Here is a 16,885-nt window from a genome sequence, read left to right as displayed (position 1 = left end):
TATATTTGAAAAAACAATTACCATTACAACACTGATCGCGGATGGACAATACAATCACGTATATGGTGGTGGACGATTACGAGATCGACCGGTTGATGCTGGCATCTTTTTTACACGATTACCCCTTCATGAAATGCCAGGCTGTTTTCGATTCACCTTTACCGGCTCTGGATGCTGCCCGGGCACAGGCGCCAGACGTGCTGTTCGTGGATATTGATATGCCTGCCATGAATGGACTGGAACTACGCAGGCAATTGCTTCATATACCTGCCTGTATATTCATTACGTCTTATCCCGATTATGCGCTGGAAGCTTTTGACATGGCCGCACTCGATTTTTTATTAAAACCTTTAACGGCGGAACGTTTTTCGAAAACGATGGAACGGGTGGCAGAGCATGCCACGGTACGGCAAAAGGCACGCCTGCTGGAGCATACATTGGGTGCAGATACCATTTTTATAAAAGACGGTATTGAGCAGATAAAGCTCCACCTCAGTGATATCATTTACCTGGAAGCCCTGAAAGATTATACCCGTATTGTAACTGCTACAAAAAAATATTCTGTCCTGTCTCCCCTGGGCACACTGATCAAAGAAAAAACCTTCAGCAGTTTTGTCCGGATCCATCGAAGCTATGCCGTTCAAAAACATTTTATACAAAAAATGACTTCTGTGGAAATACAGGTCCATGATATCGTACTGCCTGTGGGCAGAAGCTTTAAAGATGCCCTTAAAGCCCTTACTTCATGAAAAAATATTTTTTATTCTTTTTTCTGTTATTACAGTTCAACGGCTTTTCGCAAAAGCATGGCCAGGCATTTGTAGATTCTGTTGCCGCTTTGCTGCCAACAGCGGCGAACGATACTATCCGGGCAAGAATGTATAAAGCTTTATCCGATGAATGTTTTGCTACATTGCCCTCCAGGGCTATGGAATACACCCGTGCCGGCCTGGTACTGTCCAAACAAATGAACTGGATAAAAGGCATAGCAGCTTTCAGCCTTAATATGGGGCGCAATCACCAGGGCATTTCCTCCAACAATGATTCGGCTATATTTTATTACAAGATCAGCTACGACCTGTTTGATAAAAATAATTTTAAGCCGCAGGCTAATACTGTGCTCAACAATATCGGCGTAGTGTACCAGGGAGCGGGCAATTATACAAGAGCCATCGAATATTTTACATTCGCACTCAACAATGCAGAAGATTATAAAGACACTTCCGTAATAGTTTCTACGCTCGCGAATATCGCTTTGGTATATTTTCAACATAGCAATTATATCAAAAGCCTTGAGAACTGGAGAAGATGCCTGCTCGTACAACAAAAAGCAGGCACAAATACAAGGCTGGCTAACGCGTACACCGGGATGGGCCTGTGTTATGCAAAATTAAAAGACACCGTAAATGCTTCCTTCTATTTAAAAAAAGGAATTGAGGCTTCCATTAAAAATAATGACGAGCGATTTATGGGTAGCGCTTATTCCAGCGCCGCAGAAATGGAAAAGAACATTCCATCTGCTATTGCCATGCGCAGGAAAGCCCAGGCATACCTCGAAAAATTCAATGCCGGCGACCTCACTTCCATCAGCAACCTTACCAGCCTGGGGCAATTGTATTTTTCGATCGTAAAAGATAACCGCTTTGCAGAAACAGCTGCTGATCATTCTATACCGAAAGATACTGCCGCTATCCTGGCATTGGCAAGGAACTATTACAATAAGGCGCTTCATTACAGCATCCAGCTGAAGAATAAAGCCCACATCGCTGAGATAAACGGGTTTGTTTCCGAACTGGACAATCACAACAACGATTTTAAAAGTGCTTACCTACGCTTCAAGACCTCCACGGAGTTGCACGATTCCATTTTTTCGCAGGAAAATAAAAACAAGATAGCCGAAGCCGAAAGCAAATATGAAATAGCGAAAAAGAACGAGGAGATCGCTATCAAACAGCTAACCATCAATGATCAAAAAAACAGGATGTGGTTGTTGCTGGCGGGGATTCTGTTTTTAACGGTACTCGGGGCTGTATTTTACCGCCAAAGCCTGACGCGTAAAAAAACAAACACCGCATTACTTAAACTTAATAACGAGCTGGATGAGGCCAATAAAATAAAGGCGAAATTCTTTGGTATCCTTAGCCACGACCTGCGTACGCCGGTGGCCAACCTGCTTAGTTTTTTACTGCTTCAAAAAAGAAATCCCGGCCTCCTGAGCCCGGCGCAGGTGGAAGAACATGAAAATAAAATAACAGAATCTGCAGAAAACCTTTTACAAACCATCGAAGGAGTTTTATTGTGGAGTAAAGGGCAGATGGAAAACTTTACCCCCGAGATAGCTGCGGTAAAAGTATCCGGCCTCTTTACTTATATCGATAAATTTTTTACGGATAAAGGCAATGTGGCATTCCATTTTTCGGTAGCGGAAGACCTGGTGCTTGAAACCGATATCAACTACCTGCAGAGTATCATGCGAAACCTTACCAGCAATGCCATCAAAGCTTTGCAAGATACAGCACAGGCGAAGATAGAATGGAAGGCGTTTGTTGAAAATAACCACACCGTTTTATCCATTACCGACAACGGCCCGGGTATCGATAAAGAAAAATTACATGGCTTGTTTGAGTATACCAGGATTTACAGCAACAGCAATGGCCTTGGCCTCCACATTGTGAAAGACCTGGCAAACGTGATAGGATGTGATATACAGGTGGAATCGGGAAGTGATGGCACAAAGTGTACCCTGGTATTCTAAGTATGCGCAATAGTAAGGTTAAGCAATATCATCCGGAGAGCACCTGAATCAACCTAAGTAATTGAATGTTAAACCCTAAAAAAAAACTGCGGGCGACATCTATAGAAAAAATACTACAAATAGTTAATCCCGAATCCTATAAGCCATAAATCACGTAAATCATATTTTTGTTTAACATAAGATTTGCTAATGGAAAAGAAAAAGCTGGTAGGTAACTTTATTAAAAAAAGCATAAGCGTTCGGGTCATTTGTTCTGCAGACGAAAAACTAAGTATCATTAACCCAGGTAAAATCCTTAAGAATGATTTCAGTAGTTCCGGAATATCTGTAGAAGAAAAGCCGATGTTAAGTATCCTTTCATTGTCGGCCAATGAAAAAAAAATAGTTCTGAGCGCTCTCAAAGCCAATAAGAGCATAAACTTTGAAGCCCGTATAAAAAAACTTCAAAATCCTCATACGGTTTTTTACTGGGAAGCAAAAAAAAATCACAGAAAGAATAATGAAGATACCATAATCTTTACAGGCACTGAAATAAATACAGTATCCGGAACAAGTTCTTTTGGAAAAAAGAACTTATTGGATGGTAGGGTTAAAGAGGGAATAAAAGATAATATTTTAACCAATTCAAGCTTTATTGATTCATTGCATGAAGGTGTTGTAGTGTTTAATAAAAAAGGAGAGATTGTATATGCCAATAAATCTTCGGAGGCTATTCTTGGGTTACCCAAAAAAAATATAAAGGGCCGGACTTCATTTGACCAGCGATGGAATCCAATACATGAAGATGGGTCATATTTTAATCCGGAAGACCATCCTTCGGTGGTTACATTACATACTGGAATACCATGCAGAAATGTAATTATGGGAGTATCCAAACCTTCTTTAGAAATAAGCTGGATAACTATTAACTCTCAGCCTTTATTCTTAAAGGGATCAAGCGAACCCGATCAGGTGGTATGTACTTTTACCGACATTACAGAACAGAAAAAAGCTGAAATTGATTTAAAAAACTCAGAGAGAATACAACGACTGATTCTTTCATCCACCAATAGTGCATTTTGCCTGCTTAACTTAAATTACACGGTAATAATGCATAATACTACAGCAGCAGATTACTACCATACAATATCCGGAAAAACTGAACTTAAAAATGAACTTTATATAAATTTTGTACCACTCAAACACAAGAAGTTTATTGCCAAAATGCTTAATAATGCCGTTCAGGGAAAGGTGGAAGAGCATGACTTGCTAATCCCAGAGTTGGGGCCGGGTAAATACTTCAAAATAATTTTCCGCCCCGTTTGGGATGAAAAACATCAGGTAATAGGGATTTATAATATTGTAAAGGACATTACCACCGAAAAAGCAAACGCTGAATCATTGAGAATGACCCGCCTGCGCTTTCAGTCAATATTCAATTCTACCTACCAGTTTATGGCCATCCTGGATCCTTCAGGAAGAATCGTGGAATTAAATGACACGTTTAATAATTTCACAGGGATTAAGAGAGAGAAGGTACAGGGTAAGTTTTTCTGGGATAATTACTGCAGGAATGCTTCTGAAGAAGGAAAAGAGACACTCAAAAAAAATATAACCGAAGCATCCGGGGGGAATATGATTCGGTACGAGACCGAAATAAATGGTAAAACAAATATACCAGCCCTGGTAGATATTTCTATAAAACCAATATACGATTCACCAGGTAATTGTAAATTTTTAATTGTTGAAGGGAGGTTAATTGATGAACAGCGAAAAATTGAACGGGAACTGCTTAATAAGGAATTGCAGTTTAGTTCATTCATGGCAAATACCCCATCATGTGCCTGGATAGCGGATGAGTATAATACTTTAAAATTCCTGAATCCGCTAGGGCTGATTTCTTATGGATTGAAGAATGAAGCGATTGGCCAACCTATAAAAGATATTTTTCCTGACGAGATTGCCGGTCAATATATCAATAATAATAAAATAGTTCTGGATACCAATAAACCTCTGGAAACAACGGAAACTGCAATTGACCCAAATGGCGAAACCCGCATTCAGCATGTGGTCAGGTTCTTATTAGGAACCGACCATAAGGGATGCAGGCTTATAGGAGGTATTGCGGTAGATATTACGCAATTAGAGAATACCAAAAAAGAACTCTCAATTCTAAATGAACGTTACCAATATGCCGCAAAAGCTACTTCCGATGCTATTTGGGACTGGGATATTGAGAAAAATGAAATTTTTCTGGGGGAGTCGTCTACAAGATTATTTGGATGTATAAATCTGACCATTCCTATGAACACAAGAGTAGCCCATATTCATCCCAAAGACAGGAGCAGATATATTGAATCAATAGAAGTAGCGTTGGAAGGTAATAGTGAATACTGGCAATTAGAATATGACTTTAAGGATATTGAAAATAATTACAAAACCATTTTTGATACAGCATATATTATAAGGGATACCAACCTGAAAGGTATCAGGATGATTGGCGCTATGCAGGATGTGACCAATCAAAGAAAGATGGAAAAGAAAATTGTGGATGATGTGATTAGCCGGAAGCGGGAACTGATGAAAGAAACTATTAAAGCCCAGGAAAGAGAAAGGAAGGAAATAGCCGATGAATTGCATGATAATGTATGCCAGATTTTGGCAACCTGCAAATTGTATATCGACATGTGTGTAAAGAAGGATAAAAGCAATCATTGGCTAAAAGACTGCCTTGATTTATTAGTCAATGCACTTGATGAAATAAGAAATATTTCCCATAAGCTTACTCCGGCAGCTTTTCAGGAAGATGGTTTATGTAAAGCTGTAAAACAATTAACATCTAAATTAAATGATATAAGCCCATTTAAGATAAATCTGGGCATTCCTGATGGTGAGAGACTCGAATCCCTATTATCCTCAGAGAATAAAACTGCTATTTATAGAATTATTCAGGAGCAATTAAATAATATTATAAAACATGCAAAAGCAACGCGTGTAGATATTAATTGCGAGGAAAACCATTCTCATTTATGTTTAAGCATTACTGATAATGGTGTCGGATTTGACATCAACACCGTTAAAAGAGGTTTGGGCTTAAACAACATAATCAGCAGGGCCACTTTACTTGGCGCTGAAATTAATTTTGAGTCAAATCCTGGTGCAGGCTGCAAAATGATAATAATAATCCCTTTGAAATAAAATAATGGTTTTAAATATATAGTTGAAATCGGGTCGTATATAAGTTTATCTGTGATCGCAAAAAAGGGTTTTCGAACAAAAATGTAAATGTGCGGACGACCGCCTGAACCAGACTCAGGACACAAAAAAGCCTCTCATTATTGAAAGGCTTTTTGCTGGGATTTGTTTGTCGGGATGGCAAGATTCGAACTTGCGACCTCCTGGTCCCAAACCAGGCGCGATAACCGGGCTACGCTACATCCCGAACGAGTAAAACAGTTAGTAAAGATCTTTTTTTGCGGAGAAGGTGGGATTCGAACCCACGGTACAGTTTAACCCGTACGACGATTTAGCAAACCGTTCCTTTCGGCCACTCAGGCACCTCTCCGTTTAACCTGCCCTTTGTTAGGGGCAGCAAAAATACAATTGTATATTTTAACAGCCAAATGAAAATGAAGAATTATTGAAAATAATTTTTACCACAGAGTAACAGGAGTTTTTTTTCACAGAGAGAAGACTGTTTTTTTAACCCCTTGCTACTCGGTAAAAAAACTCCTGTTACTCTGCGGTAAAATAAAAAATCCCGCGAAGCGGGATCTGTATATTATAAATAGTTGAATTTATGTAATCGATAAAACATTAAAACTTCGAAGATTTCACCATTGACTATTCACCATTGACTACATGGCTGCCAACTGCACTTTTTGCTGCAATTCCAGCACGCTTTCCTTAAACAAATTATCCGTATCCATCAGGTCTTTCACCGTCTGGCAACTGTGGATCACCGTGGTGTGATCGCGGCCACCGAAATGCTCCCCGATCGTCTTCAGCGAATTCTTTGTAAATGCTTTTGAAAGGTACATCGTGATCTGCCTGGCCTGTACTATTTCACGCTTACGCGTTTTCTGCAAAAGTTTATCGTAAGGTACATCGAAATATTCGCAAACCATTTTCTGGATAGCGTCTATCGTGATTTCTTTGCTCGACGATTTAACAAAATTTCTAAGTACTTTCTTTGCCAATTCAAGGTCTATTTCCCTCTTATTAAGCGAAGATTGTGCCAATAATGAGATCAAAGCACCCTCTAACTCCCTGACATTGCTGTTAATATTATAGGCAATATATTTTACTACTTCCCTGGGCATCTCCAATCCATCGGCCTTCATCTTGTTTTCCAGGATCTCGATCTTGGTCTCGTAATCCGGTGTCTGAAGGTCGGCGCTTAAGCCCCAACGGAACCTGCTCAGTAATCTTTCCTGTACGCCTTCCAGGTCTTTAGGGCTCTTATCGCTGGTAAGGATAAGCTGTTTGCCGCTCTGGTGAAGGTGATTGAAGATAGAGAAGAAGGCATCCTGCGATTTTTCAGCCCTGTTGAAGAACTGGATATCGTCGATGATCAATACGTCTATCAGCTGGTAAAAATGTATGAAGTCATTGATCGCATTGTTGCGGCCATGATCAATGAACTGGTTGATGAATTTTTCGGAGCTTACATATAATACCACCTTATTCTGGTGCAGGCGTTTTACTTCATTGCCGATTGCCTGGGCGAGGTGAGTTTTACCCAAACCGACACCGCCATATATTACAAGGGGGTTAAAAGAGGTGGCACCTGGTTTTTCGGCCACGGTTTTTCCGGCCCTGCGGGCTACCCGGTTACAATCTCCCTCGATGAAAGATTCGAAGGTATAAGCCTGGTTCAGCTGCGGATCGATCTGCATCTTTTTCAACCCCGGAATTACAAAGGGGTTTTTAACAGGATTATTTATAACCAGCGGAAAATCCATTTCGTTATTTGAATATGATTTGTAGCCATGTCCCGGTACATCCATCGTCAGCGGCTTGTTCTTACTGTTGCCACTGTCTACCATAATACGGTACTCCAACCTTGCTTCTTTCCCTAATTCCCTTTTCAACGTTTTTGCGAGGAGAGAAACATAATGCTCTTCAAGATACTCATAAAAAAACTGACTTGGTACCTGGATAGTAAGAATTTTTTCTTTTAATGCCACTGGCTTGATGGGCTCAAACCACGTTTTAAAATGTTGCCATTCTACGATGTCTTTGATAATCTCCAAACAATTAGACCATACTTTATCAAATACTTTCTCCATTATACCTTAAGCAATTTATATATACTGAGTGTGTTATTTTCTTTCTTGGGAATTGGTAAGCCAAAAATTGAATTATTGGAACAATAAAAAAATTATTTGGCGGGACAGCGAATATCAAAAGAAATTGTTGAAAAAAAAATTTTTTATTCATTTGTTTTTTCCGGCGTAATAACAGTTGGAGCCCTGAAAAAAACTTTCCAAAAATCCCCGAAAAATCAAAGTCAATACAGGGTTGCATTCCAGGTTTTTTTACCCATTTTTTTCACCCTGCGGGGTTATCCACAAAATATTTCTTTACACAAATTTTTTTGTTCAGATTTATATGGTTATAGATTAAAAGAAATTGCTTAAAACTCCTTTGCTGTCAGCCTGAGCTTGTCGAAGGCGCAGTCCTTTTTTATTCCGCCGTCGACAAGCTCAGGCTGACAGTTGTTTCCTAAAAATTAGTACTAAGAAATCGGTGTTTAAAGCAACCAATTTCTTAGTTTATTTTCCCATACCCCAATTACGCAAATTAACCCTACTTTTGATGCTCTAAAAATAAACACATGAGTTACGAACTTACAGGCAAACTGGTAGCCAAATATGATACCGTGCAAAGAACAGCAACTTTTCAGACCAGGGAATTTGCCGTAGAAAAAACAGACGACATCAACGGAAGGACGATTGTTAATTATGCAAAATTTCAATGTGTACAGGATAAGACTGCTATCATCGACCGCGTAAACATCGGCGACGATATCAAAGTATATTTCAACATCAAAGGAAGCAAGTGGGAAAAGGATGGCAAAACCAATTACATCACCAACCTCGATGCATGGCGCATAGAACAGATCCTGCCAAACGCAGGAACTGCCGGCGCTGCCAACGACCAGATGGAACCGATCGATAACTTCACGGCCACCAATCCGGAAGAGCTGGATGATCTGCCGTTTTAATATAACGACTCATTTTAATAGTACTGTCAGCCTGAGCTTGTCGAAGGCTATTCCAAATAGAAGATTAATTCGGACCGGCTTCGACAAGCTCAGCCTGACAGTTTTGTTTAAAATGCAGATATAAAAAAAATTGCGCCTTTACGTTTTCTTTGCGCCTTTGCGTGAAATATTATGCAACAAAAGATCTCTTTAAAATTATCGCCCGCAGAAGCCGCCGACGACGCCGTCATCAAAAAAAAGATAGCGAAATCCGCGGCCAAAAAAGAGACGGATATCTACGGATTTACCCCCCTGAAAAAATCCATCGATGCCCGGGGAAAAACCGTGTATATCAACCTCACGGTAAATGCCTTCATCGGCGAACCATCGCAACCGGTTAACGGTAAGCAGTTTACCTTCCAAAACGTGACCGATGCTTCCAAAAAAGTGGTCATCATCGGTGCCGGACCAACCGGGCTTTTTGCCGCCCTTCAGCTACTCGGATATGGCATCAAACCCATCCTGCTCGAAAGGGGAAAAGATGTGCGAAGCCGCCGCCGCGACCTGGCCATTCTCAACAAGGAAGGCATCGTAAACAGCGAGAGCAATTATTGCTTCGGCGAAGGGGGCGCCGGTACGTACAGCGATGGTAAATTATATACCCGCAGCAGCAAACGCGGCGACATCGACCGCATACTTCAGCTCTTCGTTCAATTTGGCGCACCCGATAATATATTATACGATGCCCATCCGCATATCGGCACCAACAAACTGCCGCATATCATCACTGCCATGCGCAAAGTCATCACCGATCATGGCGGCGAATTTCTCTTCGAGAAAAAAGTGACCGATCTTGTGGTGGAAAAAGGAACGATCAAAGAAGTGCTCACCGCCGACGGCGACCGTTTTTCCGGTGATGCCTATATATTGGCTACCGGTCATTCGGCCCGCGACATATTTGAACTCCTGCATAGCAAAGGTATCCTGATAGAAGCCAAACCGTTCGCCCTCGGCGTGCGCATCGAACACCCGCAGCAACTCATCGACGGCATACAATACCACGCTACCGACCGCGACGAACATCTTCCACCCGCCTCCTACTCTTTGGTGCAGCAGGTAGAAGGCCGTGGGGTTTTCTCGTTTTGCATGTGCCCGGGTGGCATCATCGCCCCGGCGGCAACGTCTCCCGGCGAACTGGTGGTAAATGGGTGGAGCCCCTCGAAGAGGAACAACCCGTTTGCTAATAGCGGCATGGTAGTGCAGGTGGAGCAACGTGATGCTTTGGAGTACTTGAATGGTTCAAAAGTTCAAGGGTTCAAAGGTTCAAAAGGTTCTTCCGACACGAAAGTTTCTGCAGATGACCCGCTGCTTTTTTTAAAGTTTCAGCAGATGGTTGAGCAGGCGGCTTTTGAAGCCGGTGGCGGCAATTTTGTAGCCCCGGCACAACGCATGCAGGATTTTATCAACCGGAAAGTTTCTGCCAGCCTGCCAAAGAACTCTTACCTGCCGGGATTGAAATCGGCAGACCTTACTACTGTATTGCCTTCATTTATATACGACACCCTCGTGGGGGGATTTAAAGCCTTCGGCAAAAAGCTCCGCGGCTACCTCACCAATGAAGCCGTGGTGGTAGCTACCGAAAGCCGTACCAGCAGCCCGGTGCGCATCCCCCGCAACGAAGCGCTCGAACATCCGCAGATCAGCAACCTCTATCCATCGGGTGAAGGAGCGGGATATGCGGGCGGGATCGTGAGTGCGGCGATGGATGGGGAGCGGGTAGCGAAGGTGATCGTGGAGAAGATAGGATCACGGATTAAAATTGATTAGGGGATTACACGGATTTTTTTGCTAAAGCAAAAATAAAATGCAGTTCGCAAAAACTTGCACATACAATAGTTATGGAAGCTTTTGCGAACTGCATTTTATTTTCACGAAGTGAAAAATCTGTGCAATCCCCTAATCCATCTAAAATCCGTGATCAAAGATCCGAACCAATATCCGATACAATATCATCCGCCTTCTTTTTATCTTTCTTCTTCTTTGCCTCGTAATACAGCACCAGCAATGCCCCTCCGCAGATCAGCAGGAAAATATTGCCTGAACCCATAAATACAATGATCCCCCAAAGCAGTAATATGCTTCCAAAGAGCAGATACCAGCCCGACATATCGTATGTATGTGCCGGAAAGCAGGCTTCTATATCTTCTTTGGTATACCCTTCGGCATCCAGCCCGGCTTTGATCTCCCCGACAGGCTCGCCGTTTTTCAAACGCTTTTTAATGGAAGCTATTTTTTCATCAGTGATCACGGTGATGTTTTATGTAAAGTAAGTAAAAATATGCCGGTTAGTATTTAGAAGACCGGCTTAGTTTATCATCGCCGATTGAGATTAGGAAAATGATATTTATTGATTTTTAATTCCCTGATAACAAGAACTGATAAAAGTGAAAGTGGCCGGCTACACAATGAAAAATTTATTTATTTCTTATTATTTACGCCTATTTTCTATCTTAGTCGGCAAGCCAGCCTAATTTAAAATCAATCATGATACTTCTCCCTGTAATAATTGTTCTTTTCTTGCTGAGCGCTTACATACTTTATTCGGGCATTATTGACAAACCTCCATTTGAATCACTCCAATCCAGGGGGGATGGATGGGAAAATTCGAATAGTTTAAGCAGAGAATTTACCCTGCTAATGGGATTTATCTTAATGTCCGCGACACTCTTTTTGATCTTCGTGTTTTTAGACTAAACTATAGGGAAAACTCTTGCACTAAAAGGTCGGCCACCTTATTAAGTACTTTCAAGTTGGCCTTACTTCCCGCAATGACGGACGCTACAGTTATACGTCGTTCCCAAGGTGGTCGACCTTAAGCGGTTATTGACCTGCCGGCAGTATTCGCGGGGCGGCAGGCAAAAAAAACAAAGCGCCTGCAATATTGCAGGCGCCCGGCTTGCTCACATCATACATCACACATCATCCATCATACATTAGAGTTCCGCTTTCCTCGCGTTCAACGCATCGATGAACGTTTGAAATGCTTCGATCTTCCCGCCGAGGGCAATGTATTCGCCCTGCTGCTCAAAGAGGCTGTCTACGCCATAGCTGCCTTCCTTTTTCAACAGGTTGATAAGGTCGGCTTTCAACTGCTGCAGGTTGTTGTTGGCATCTACTTTACCGGGCCCTTCGGGCATACCAGGGATGCCGGCTTCGAGCATAGCGATCTGCTGTTGCGTACTGGCCACCTCCCGTTCATAATCGGGGCCTTTGGTAATGGCGGTGAAGTTCTTTTTGTCTACCTGGCTTTGCGCAAACTGCATGGCTACCAGCGCAGTCTTTGCCAGCGTGATCTGGTGGTCGCATGCTGCAACCGTCATCAGATCCGGAATAGAATTTTTCATTTTTTTAAATTTAATAGTTGATTTATTATGCTCCTGTTTACAAGCGAAGGAGCTTACGCCCGATGGTTGTCGGCAACAAATGCCTTCAGCACATCTATCCTGGCCAGGAATATTTTTATCTGCAGTTGTTTTTCGAGCCGGGCGGCTGTACCGCACCGGGCAAGTTTGGAAAAACACCTGCTGTAAATGTTTTTGATCGTGTATTCATCGGCTATTGCAGCCCTCACCTCTTCGGGGATATTATCCCACCTTTCTATCACCTTGCGCTGTGCCGCTTCCTGCTGTTCCATCTGCGAAAGTTCTTTGTTCAATTCTATCAGCTGGTACTCCATCTCTATCAGCTGTTGCTGGCACTGCCACCAGAAGATGCGCAAAGGCTCGCGGTCAAACTCTGCCCAATCCCGCTCAGTGCCCACGGTTCTTTCAGTATCCAGTTTTTGCTTCAGGGCCATAAATTCTGTCGCCCCTGTTTTAGGAAACGGACGCAATACCGCTTCTGCCATAGCAAGTTGCTCCCTGCCAATTCCCAGCAGCCTGCACAATTCCTGCTGTGTAAATCCATACTGTTCTCTAAACGCTTTGATCAGTAAGTGCGTAAAATCCTGCCTTTGCTTTTTTTTCATGGCCTGGTAGTTTTTGTCGTTCTTGTTACAAACTTTTTTTTAAAAAAAAGTGTAACAGTTTTTTGATTTATTTTTTGTTACAATTTTTTTTCAAAAAAATCTTGTAACGGATTTTTATATTTTTTTATCCCGCATCCCGATCATCTTAGGCTGACCACAAAACCTTCAACTTTCAACCATCAACCTTCAACTTTCAACCATCAACCTTCAACCTTCAACCTTTCCCACCACAAAAATCATCCAGCCACTTCACAGAAACTATTACACTATTACCTCCACACCTGTAATAGTGAGTAGGGACGCGGGAATAATTTTTTAAAATAGTTTTTGGTGAAAATGCTTTTTTGCCGGAATTAGAATAAATTGGAGTACTTAACTGCTTTGCAAAGCACCCTTTAACCCTGGTTTTTACTTTTAATCCCCACCGGCAACTATGAAATATGAGTTGGATAATGTTGTTCGCGTACTGTCTACGCACCTGCACCCTGCACAGCTTTTGCAGAAGGAACATCCTGAACGATACCTGCGTGCCATGGCTGAAAAGATCATCGGCTGCGCCAGAGAGCTTCAGATGACCATCACCCTCGATTCGCTTTTTTTCTTAAAGGATAATGCAGCAAGGGCCGCCAGCGATATGGATATGCCCGCACTGATAAACCGGCTGAACTATCTGCAACGCGATACTACCCGGGCGCTCAACATATTGTACAAATATTTTCGTACCCGCTATGCTGATGATTTTGACAAGATGGAGGCACCGGTGAAAGATCACTATTACGCCATATTCAACGAGCTGCGCAACCTGCTGCTGGGGGCGTGGAAGTATTATAGAAATTTCTGGAACCACGATCTGCTGGTCCCGCATTTTTACCGGGCCCACCGCTGGCGGGAAACCAAGCGAGGCGTACGGCAGATCACGCAGTTACTCGAACAGCATGAGGCGCCTTACTCCCTCATCAGCACCCTCACAGTGCTTCCCATGCAGGTATATATACCTTCTATCCGGCTTACGTTTAAGCGGCAGCGTGAAATATTAGGGTATGTATTAAAAGGCAAACACGCTTTTCACTCGCTGCGCTACATAAAGCGTTCGCTGATGGCTAACTTCTTTTTGCTCCCCATCCACACCCGCAACCTGCTGGAAGCATATGCCCATACGGCCAGCCACTTTGCCGAAAAACTGGAAACGGTGCAGCAGCACCTCACCTTCTACCACCACGAAGTACGCAATGTATCCGAAGCTCTCCTCCTCCACCGCGATATACACGACGAGCATTGGGTACCCATACTGGCCGACATCCATACCTGGCTGGCCGGGAGGATACAATACCTGGAAAAAGCGGGGCCGCTTGCCGTGCCTGCTCCCGCCGCCCACGACGACAGCAGCGGCAAGCCTCCACCAAAGATCCGGATAAACGCTACCTCCCACGAACTAGCGCTATTCTTACGGTTTGCCGTAAACACCGGCTTGATAGAAGACGCTAACTTTAACGAGCTCGTGCGCCTGCTGGCGCCCTATGTAAAAAGCAGCGTAGGCGATCTGCAGCCGGATAGCCTGCGCACGCAGAGTTATACCAACAGCGAGTGGGTGCTGGAGAAGCTGGCAGGGAAGCTGGCGGAGATACAGAAGGAGGTGGTGAGGAAGAAGAGGGAGGGCGGGAAGGGGTGAGGATGATTGTCTTACACCCATCATACCTCTTAGACCTGATTAGAGGGATATTAAAAAATGAGTTTTTGATATTCGATATAGGGTTGTATATATTGATGAATCAATTGTGGTGGATATTTTAGAGACAAATAGCCGTTAGAGATTTTGAAATTGAAGAACAAAATTAAGTCACTACATCTTATTTGCATAATTATAACCTTAAAAAATAATAATGAAAATACAAAGTCTTTACATTAAGAATTTCAAGTCTATTATAGAGTTGGAGCTAAAATTTACTGATAATATGTATGGATTGGTGGGGCAAAATGAAGTTGGCAAGTCAAATATTTTGCAGGCGTTGAGTCTATTTACTATCAAACCAGGCATTTCAAATGATGAAACTAAAAAACTAAATAAATTACTGAGATTATCCACTATCGAAGCAATATTTGAATTTCACCCAACGGAAATGGCAATGCTTGGAAAGATTCACCCAACTGTATCACACCAGAATATCAATTATAATTCCGGAGTAATAAGGCGGATAGCAATAAGACTAAGTGATAATTTAGAAACAGCAGACGCTTATCATTTGTTGCCAGACGATGGCGCTCGAGTCGACATTGACAATATTCCGAATCACGAACTAGCTAATAAATTTCGAAAAAAAATAGACGATTTAAGACCCTTGGTTGAATACTACGAAAAGGAGGATTTTTTGCTAATCCCAGTAAACCTACAAAAAGAGATTGAGCAAAATGGCACACAGTCCCTGCCGATTGAAAAATTATTGCGTCTCGGGGGTATTGAAAATATCAAAGATTTCATAAGATTAAGTCCTGAAGATATTTTGCAAGCACGAGAGTTGGCTGCGGAAAACATCAATGAACTTTTACGAAAATATTACAATACAGAGAATGGCTTACAAATAAAAATCGAATCACATGATGGTGTGTTTACGGTTATGTTCAAAGATGTTCACCCAGGCATCAATTTTATGGGCGATCGAAGTACAGGGCTACAATACTTTTTCTCTTTTTTGATTAATAAGCTTTATAATCAAAAATTCGGCCGCTCAAATTCAATTTATCTATTTGATGAACCAGCTCTAACATTACACCCTAAAAGCCAAAAGAAATTTATAAAGTTGTTGGAAGAAGTGGCACAGGAGAATCTTGTCCTGTATACAACGCACTCGCCTTTTTGCATCAACCGTCATAAACCAACGAGAATATGGGTAGTAGAAAGAAACAAGGCAAAGGGAACATTTGTGAATCATAAACCTTATCAACATAATTGGAGAAAGTTGAGGGCATCACTAGGGATGGATATTTCGGACAGCTTTTTTTATGCAGATAAAACATTGCTGGTGGAGGGCCCTGAGGACAGAATATATTTTTCGGTACTTCTAAATTATTTTATGCAGAAGGGAGAAATCTCGCTCAACACAGATCTTTTGTCAATAATTGATTCTGGATCATTGTCGAATATGCCTGCGATGGTACAGATTTTGGTAGACGAAAACAGACCAATGTTTGTATTGGTGGACAATGACGACAGCAACGCCTTGAATAGAATACGGGCAAAAGAAAAAGTAGTTAACAACAAATATATGCTGAATGTTGGAACTATAACTGATATAAATAGTGATGCGATAGCGATTGAAGATCTATTACCGAAAGATGTGTATGTGGCAGCCGTCAACAATTATCTGCAATTTTTGTTAAATGAAAAAAGTATTGCGTTAAAAAAGGCGGACGTTGGATTTGTACAAATTGAAATCGGTGAAGGAAATAAGCGTTCAGTATTGGTGGCTGCTGAGATTTTAAAGTTTTATACAGACCCAGAAGGAAAAGAACTAGATAAAAAAGTACCAATATCGAAAGTTGGGATTGCGCATGAATTTGAAAAACTACTTGAGCAGCCAGATGACTTAGGTGATGCTAAAGCGATGGCAATATGTCTAAGACTAGTGGAGGTGGTCGCGAAGAATTTACAAATAATGAACGTTCGTTAAATACCAAGCGAAATTCAGTTTGGATAACCCGCTGTTATTGCAGTAAAATATTCGGCCATCACAACGCCCCGGCATGGCGTCCTCGCCAGCCGGTCAACATTAATGAAATATCGATCAACTGGAATCGTGGCTGGCCGGGAGGCCACGCCCCGGCGTTCGAGGCGGGAAGTTGGCTAATGTGGTTAGGTTGTAAAAGCATTACTTCTCTTCGCCTTGATCCGCAGCTATTTTCGCTGTAGTTGGTTGCCATA

General features: G+C 42.1%; 13 protein-coding genes and 2 tRNA genes. 8 read left to right on the top strand and 7 right to left on the bottom strand.

The window, feature by feature from the left end; genetic code table 11:
* Positions 1–41: 41 nt before the first annotated feature.
* From EGI32_RS12355 to EGI32_RS12345, 3 genes are all read left to right on the top strand, one after another.
* Complete coding sequence (locus EGI32_RS12355) at positions 42–749, top strand: LytTR family DNA-binding domain-containing protein (RefSeq protein ID WP_255155668.1); 708 nt, start codon at positions 42–44, stop codon at positions 747–749.
* Positions 746–2,755, top strand: a complete 2,010-nt coding sequence (locus tag EGI32_RS12350) for a tetratricopeptide repeat-containing sensor histidine kinase (RefSeq protein ID WP_255155667.1) — start codon at positions 746–748, stop codon at positions 2,753–2,755. The genes EGI32_RS12355 and EGI32_RS12350 overlap by 4 nt, the downstream gene beginning before the upstream one ends.
* 189 nt (positions 2,756–2,944) lie before the next feature.
* Positions 2,945–5,932: a PAS domain S-box protein gene (locus EGI32_RS12345; RefSeq protein ID WP_255155666.1), complete on the top strand. Its 2,988-nt coding sequence runs from the start codon at positions 2,945–2,947 to the stop codon at positions 5,930–5,932.
* Positions 5,933–6,101: 169 nt separating this feature from the next.
* Here the strand turns inward: EGI32_RS12345 and EGI32_RS12340 are convergent.
* The 3 genes from EGI32_RS12340 to dnaA all read right to left on the bottom strand — a co-directional run bounded on the left by EGI32_RS12340 (position 6,102) and on the right by dnaA (position 8,025).
* Positions 6,102–6,176, bottom strand: a tRNA-Pro gene (locus EGI32_RS12340).
* A 34-nt stretch (positions 6,177–6,210) separates the two neighbouring features.
* Positions 6,211–6,299 (bottom strand) — tRNA-Ser (locus EGI32_RS12335).
* A 292-nt stretch (positions 6,300–6,591) separates the two neighbouring features.
* The gene (dnaA, locus tag EGI32_RS12330; protein WP_255155665.1) at positions 6,592–8,025 is read right to left on the bottom strand and encodes a chromosomal replication initiator protein DnaA; all 1,434 of its coding nucleotides are present in this window, start codon (positions 8,023–8,025) and stop codon (positions 6,592–6,594) included.
* A gap of 96 nt (positions 8,026–8,121) precedes the next feature.
* Here dnaA and EGI32_RS12325 point away from each other — a divergent pair, with 96 nt between their 5' ends.
* The 3 genes from EGI32_RS12325 (at position 8,122) to EGI32_RS12315 (ending at position 10,769) form a co-directional block, all read left to right on the top strand.
* On the top strand, positions 8,122–8,376 hold the full coding sequence (locus EGI32_RS12325) for a hypothetical protein (RefSeq protein ID WP_255155664.1): 255 nt from the start codon (positions 8,122–8,124) through the stop codon (positions 8,374–8,376).
* Positions 8,377–8,573: 197 nt separating this feature from the next.
* A complete protein-coding gene (locus tag EGI32_RS12320) occupies positions 8,574–8,963 on the top strand; it encodes a DUF3127 domain-containing protein (RefSeq protein WP_255155663.1) in 390 nt (129 codons plus the stop codon).
* A 171-nt stretch (positions 8,964–9,134) separates the two neighbouring features.
* On the top strand, positions 9,135–10,769 hold the full coding sequence (locus tag EGI32_RS12315; RefSeq protein ID WP_255155662.1) for an NAD(P)/FAD-dependent oxidoreductase: 1,635 nt from the start codon (positions 9,135–9,137) through the stop codon (positions 10,767–10,769).
* 151 nt (positions 10,770–10,920) lie between these two features.
* Here the strand turns inward: EGI32_RS12315 and EGI32_RS12310 are convergent, their stop codons facing one another.
* The 3 genes from EGI32_RS12310 to EGI32_RS12300 form a co-directional block, all read right to left on the bottom strand.
* Positions 10,921–11,250, bottom strand: a complete 330-nt coding sequence (locus EGI32_RS12310; protein WP_255155661.1) for a hypothetical protein — start codon at positions 11,248–11,250, stop codon at positions 10,921–10,923.
* A gap of 685 nt (positions 11,251–11,935) precedes the next feature.
* The gene (locus EGI32_RS12305) at positions 11,936–12,346 is read right to left on the bottom strand and encodes a hypothetical protein (protein ID WP_255155660.1); all 411 of its coding nucleotides are present in this window, start codon (positions 12,344–12,346) and stop codon (positions 11,936–11,938) included.
* Between the two features lie 53 nt (positions 12,347–12,399).
* Positions 12,400–12,969 carry a hypothetical protein gene (locus tag EGI32_RS12300; protein ID WP_255155659.1) on the bottom strand — a complete coding sequence of 190 codons (570 nt, stop codon included), beginning with the start codon at positions 12,967–12,969 and terminating at the stop codon, positions 12,400–12,402.
* A 433-nt stretch (positions 12,970–13,402) separates the two neighbouring features.
* Between EGI32_RS12300 and EGI32_RS12295 the strand changes: the two genes are divergently transcribed.
* Together EGI32_RS12295 and EGI32_RS12290 are read left to right on the top strand one after the other, a co-directional pair.
* Entirely contained in the window at positions 13,403–14,638 is a 1,236-nt protein-coding gene (locus EGI32_RS12295; protein WP_255155658.1) for a hypothetical protein, read from the top strand.
* Positions 14,639–14,849: 211 nt separating this feature from the next.
* Positions 14,850–16,634: an ATP-dependent endonuclease gene (locus tag EGI32_RS12290; protein WP_255155657.1), complete on the top strand. Its 1,785-nt coding sequence runs from the start codon at positions 14,850–14,852 to the stop codon at positions 16,632–16,634.
* A 58-nt stretch (positions 16,635–16,692) separates the two neighbouring features.
* On the opposite strand, the gene EGI32_RS12285 is transcribed toward EGI32_RS12290, so the two are convergent.
* Positions 16,693–16,885 (bottom strand): hypothetical protein (locus EGI32_RS12285; protein ID WP_255155656.1); only part of this gene is annotated, 193 nt, incomplete at its 5' end.

The organism is Ferruginibacter sp. HRS2-29 (assembly GCF_024343615.1).
GTDB lineage: Bacteria > Bacteroidota > Bacteroidia > Chitinophagales > Chitinophagaceae > Ferruginibacter.
The sequence above is the reverse complement of the archived record's forward strand: the minus strand, read 5'-3'. Positions and strand labels throughout refer to the sequence as shown.

Bases quoted from the DNA above. Each gene is read 5' to 3' on its own strand.
- EGI32_RS12300 (WP_255155659.1), bottom strand. From the start codon at position 12,969: ATGAAAAAAAAGCAAAGGCAGGATTTTACGCACTTACTGATCAAAGCG.
- EGI32_RS12355 (WP_255155668.1), top strand. From the start codon at position 42: ATGGACAATACAATCACGTATATGGTGGTGGACGATTACGAGATCGAC.
- EGI32_RS12345 (WP_255155666.1), top strand. From the start codon at position 2,945: ATGGAAAAGAAAAAGCTGGTAGGTAACTTTATTAAAAAAAGCATAAGC.
- EGI32_RS12305 (WP_255155660.1), bottom strand. From the start codon at position 12,346: ATGAAAAATTCTATTCCGGATCTGATGACGGTTGCAGCATGCGACCAC.
- EGI32_RS12315 (WP_255155662.1), top strand. From the start codon at position 9,135: ATGCAACAAAAGATCTCTTTAAAATTATCGCCCGCAGAAGCCGCCGAC.
- EGI32_RS12320 (WP_255155663.1), top strand. From the start codon at position 8,574: ATGAGTTACGAACTTACAGGCAAACTGGTAGCCAAATATGATACCGTG.
- EGI32_RS12290 (WP_255155657.1), top strand. From the start codon at position 14,850: ATGAAAATACAAAGTCTTTACATTAAGAATTTCAAGTCTATTATAGAG.
- EGI32_RS12350 (WP_255155667.1), top strand. From the start codon at position 746: ATGAAAAAATATTTTTTATTCTTTTTTCTGTTATTACAGTTCAACGGC.
- EGI32_RS12295 (WP_255155658.1), top strand. From the start codon at position 13,403: ATGAAATATGAGTTGGATAATGTTGTTCGCGTACTGTCTACGCACCTG.
- dnaA (WP_255155665.1), bottom strand. From the start codon at position 8,025: ATGGAGAAAGTATTTGATAAAGTATGGTCTAATTGTTTGGAGATTATC.